The organism is Psychroflexus sp. MES1-P1E (assembly GCF_002836055.1).
Lineage (GTDB): Bacteria > Bacteroidota > Bacteroidia > Flavobacteriales > Flavobacteriaceae > Psychroflexus.
Window position 1 is genome coordinate 1 of sequence record NZ_CM009131.1, and the last position, 3,748, is coordinate 3,748.

Genomic DNA, 3,748 nt, shown 5'->3' on the forward strand with positions numbered 1-3,748 from the left:
CTATTTTTTATATACATCTTAAGTTTGATTTCTCTTAAAACAATTAACTTTAATTATAAACTAGAAAGAAACAGAGAGAGGATCAAGGTTATTATATACATTGAGGACAGAACCTGGTCAATCCCGAAGCCTCGGGATAAACCCCCTCTCTTTTACTACTAAAATTACGTTCTCCCGATACCTATCGGGACTGTGAGGTCTAGACCTCGTTTTTAAGATGTTGTGTCATTGATGATTGTTCTTTCATAATCTAATTATTATGAATAAATATAAAGAAACTTTTGGAGTTGACATCAGTAAAGATGTCTTTGATGTTCATGGCAGCAAAAGTGGTCACAACCAGTTTAGTAATTCACCTATCGGATTTAAATTATTTTTGAAGCTCTTGCCCGAGAGCAGCTTAGTCGTTATGGAGGCTACAGGCTACTATCATTACAGTCTCTCACAGTTTCTTTGCAAGCATAAAATAGTAGTTTCTGTAGTCAACCCACTGTCTGTAAAATGTTTTATCCAGATGAAATTATCGAGGATAAAAACAGATAAGAGAGATGCTCAGGCCATTTGTGATTACGGGATCTACAATACGGTTCCGCTCTACAATCAAATTAGCGATATGCAATCTGAATGTAGACAATTACTTAGCCTAAAGGCGAATTACCTCAAGAGGAGAACCAGTACAAAGAACAAGCTACATGGTGAGGGCGTTTTGGGTATACCATCAAAATTGGTTGTACAGTCATTGCTGTTAGACAAAAAACATATTGATAGAGAACTGGCTAAGATTGAGAAAAGGCTACTGTTGCTAGTTAAAACAACATCACAGCGCGAGCTCACCCTATTGAAAAGTAGTCCTGGAATAGGGGACAAAACGGCAGTTTTTTTAATTGTTGCTACGGACTCCTTTAATAAGTTCAGCAATGCTTCGCAGCTTTGTAGTTACTTAGGAACTACTCCTATGATAAAACGTTCTGGCAGCAGTGTTAGAGGGCGCAGCAGAATAAGCAAGATGGGAAACAGAAACCTGAGAAACCTAATGTTTATGTGTTCTATGTCTGCCTATAAATATAATAAGTCCTGTAAGGCTATTCACGATAGGATTGTAAGTAAGGGTAAGAGCAGTAAACTCGCATTGATAGCCGTGTGCAACAAATTGATTCATCAAGCATTTGCAATCGTCAGGTCTGGCGTGGAATATAACCCACACTACATTTCAATACGAAAAAATTAATTTAAAAAATTAGCAACTTGATGGTAATAATAGCTTGTTGGATTGGAAATAAATTGATGAAATCGGTTTATTCCACTTCAATAATGCCAAGCAACACTTTTGTCAAAAATTAAATGAAATTAAACTTGGATTTTAACTCAGTTCTTTGTTGTGTGAAGTGCTTTCCACAATCTAATTCGTTTTCGCGTATACATCGACGCTTATTAATTTTCTATTTTTTATTTCGCAGTCTTTCATTCTTCCTTCATTTTTGAAATCAAGTTTAGACATTACATTTTTACAATTCACATTATCGGTCTCAACAAATCCTTCAATTCGATTTAATTTGAGTTTGTTTAATCCGTAATCAGATATTAAAGGTAAAACTTCTTTCATAATTCCCATCCCCCAAAAATCTGGAAGTAGCCATAGTCCGATTTCCGCTTTACTTTTTTCATAATCAATATCATTTAGTCCGCCTGCACCATAAAAAGTTTGATTATCGAGAGAGCAAATTGCCCACCACTTTTGTTTCTTATCCGCAAACCAAGTCATTTGTTCCTTAGTAGCCTCTAAACTGTCAAAACTAATTCCATAATGCTGAATAACATTTGGGTTTGAAAGTCCTTTAAAGACATTCTCAATGTCCAAACCTGTTATTTCACGCAATAAAATTCGGTTAGTTTTTGTAGTTGGAAATTCGTTTTTCATTACCTATAATTTCAATTCAGTGAGGTTTTTTTTGCATTACACACAACGGTTTGTATAAGAATAGTAAGGGATTAAAATGCACTTACTTTTCGGTTAGTACTTAGCCAAATTTACAATTTTACCGTTATTTTTATTTTAACCGTCAAATTGTAAATTTGGCGGACTTTTTTAGTACGTACCAACTTTAGGTTTGGCACTTAACCCTTATTATTTTTATACTTTGTTAGCTTTAGTACTTATACTCTAATTGTTGTTTCTTGTAATATTTTAAAAAACTCTTTTTTGGCCGTTTGTTCATCTGGAATTTGAGCACAGCAATATTTACTGTCTTTTCGACCGTTCTTTATGAAATCAATAAAAAATCCAGTCCGTTTACTATACCTTTTTAATTCGTATTGGTCGTTCCTATATTTACCTTTCCATTCTCCGTCTGCTAAATAAGACCAATTTATTGCTAATTGTATTTTTTGTAAAGCTTGTCTAAATTCCAAACAGGTTTTAAATCTATCATTTCGATTTGGTTTCATTGACTTTCTTACAACTCTTATAATAGACTTTGGAATATGAGGTTGAAATTCTCTTTTCGGAAATTTTTCTCGTTTTACAGCATTTAACCATTCAGCATCATTTGCGTAAGGAACATTCAAATTAGATAAATTATTAATTAATCTGTAAAAAGTGATTCCTAAAGAGTAAATGTCACTTAATTCGTCTTGTCCAACATTTTCTAATACTTCTGGTGGCAAATGAGAGCTATATCCAGCAAAATTAAAAGGTTGATTAGCTAATCCATAAGCAAGTCCGAAATCAGAAAGTTTCGCACTAAGGTTGTCTGCAAATAAAATATTCGCAGGCTTTATATCTCTATGAAAAATACCTTCATTATGTGCGTGTTCTAAACCAAATAAAACATCTGAGACTATTTTTAGAGCTTTTTTTACAGTAACAAAGTTTTTTTCTAAAAACCATTGAGCACTTCCTTTGGCTAAGTATTCCATTGCTATACAAGGAACAGGTGTGTTTTGAATTTGATGAATATCGATTTCTTTAACATCTACAATATTCTTATGTCTACACTTTTCTAAAATTTTGGCTTCATTTATTGCGTCTAAAAATTGTTGAGGATTTTGAACGGTAATTAATTTAATAGCTCTTTCTACATCTAGTAAATTATCTTTTGCACGAAATACTTTACCGAAATTTCCACCTCCAATAAAACCGATTGTTGTAAATTTTCCAATATCCATATTTTATAATTGTAGCATTGCAACTAAAGCACTATTTCGCATATTTTTATTCCAATGTGGTGGATGAAAACCCAAAACATTGTCAACATATGTTTCAAGGTTTGTTCCGTTCGGTTGATTGAATTTATTTGGTTTGACTGATGCAGGTGAAGTGTGACATATTGCTATTTGACTTTTATGGCAAAGAAAGTTTAAAATTCCTTGTGCATAATAAACACAATGAACATAGTTATTTGTAACGTTGTTAATTGTTAATCTATAACTTACTCTATCAGGATTCACATTGTTCAAAATTGCAGTTAATTCATTTTCAAACCAATCTACTCTTTCTGAAACGCTGTGATTTGCTGGAAGGCTAATTTTATTTTTGGATACGAAATTTGGTGCATTTAGAGTTCCTTCAACAACTACAAAGTATATATCAGATGAAGTAAAGTTAAATCCTATTGTTGTCATAGTTCGTTTTTTTTTGTATTAAAGCTAACGTTTAGTATATGAAAAGTAGGCGATTTCGAAGCACCAATTTTTAGATTAAGCAAAACTTTGTGACGAATCAAAAGCCTTGATTTTATTACTATTTCGC

4 protein-coding genes are annotated in these 3,748 nt (G+C 32.8%); 1 reads left to right on the forward strand and 3 read right to left on the reverse strand.

Going from position 1 to position 3,748, the window contains the following annotated elements; all coding sequences use genetic code 11:
* The first annotated feature begins 259 nt into the window (after positions 1 to 259).
* Positions 260 to 1,228: a transposase gene (locus CXF67_RS00005; protein ID WP_102086906.1), complete on the forward strand. Its 969-nt coding sequence runs from the start codon at positions 260 to 262 to the stop codon at positions 1,226 to 1,228.
* A gap of 171 nt (positions 1,229 to 1,399) precedes the next feature.
* Here CXF67_RS00005 and CXF67_RS00010 read toward each other — a convergent pair whose 3' ends face one another.
* From CXF67_RS00010 to CXF67_RS00020, 3 genes are all read right to left on the reverse strand, one after another.
* Positions 1,400 to 1,918: a GNAT family N-acetyltransferase gene (locus CXF67_RS00010; protein ID WP_102086907.1), complete on the reverse strand. Its 519-nt coding sequence runs from the start codon at positions 1,916 to 1,918 to the stop codon at positions 1,400 to 1,402.
* Positions 1,919 to 2,154: 236 nt separating this feature from the next.
* Positions 2,155 to 3,165, reverse strand: coding sequence for a serine/threonine-protein kinase (locus tag CXF67_RS00015; protein ID WP_102086908.1), 1,011 nt, complete (start codon positions 3,163 to 3,165; stop codon positions 2,155 to 2,157).
* A gap of 3 nt (positions 3,166 to 3,168) precedes the next feature.
* Entirely contained in the window at positions 3,169 to 3,621 is a 453-nt protein-coding gene (locus tag CXF67_RS00020) for a RuvC family protein (RefSeq protein WP_102086909.1), read from the reverse strand.
* Positions 3,622 to 3,748: the final 127 nt, after the last annotated feature.

Bases quoted from the DNA above. Each gene is read 5' to 3' on its own strand.
- CXF67_RS00005 (WP_102086906.1), top strand. From the start codon at position 260: ATGAATAAATATAAAGAAACTTTTGGAGTTGACATCAGTAAAGATGTC.
- CXF67_RS00010 (WP_102086907.1), bottom strand. From the start codon at position 1,918: ATGAAAAACGAATTTCCAACTACAAAAACTAACCGAATTTTATTGCGT.
- CXF67_RS00015 (WP_102086908.1), bottom strand. From the start codon at position 3,165: ATGGATATTGGAAAATTTACAACAATCGGTTTTATTGGAGGTGGAAAT.
- CXF67_RS00020 (WP_102086909.1), bottom strand. From the start codon at position 3,621: ATGACAACAATAGGATTTAACTTTACTTCATCTGATATATACTTTGTA.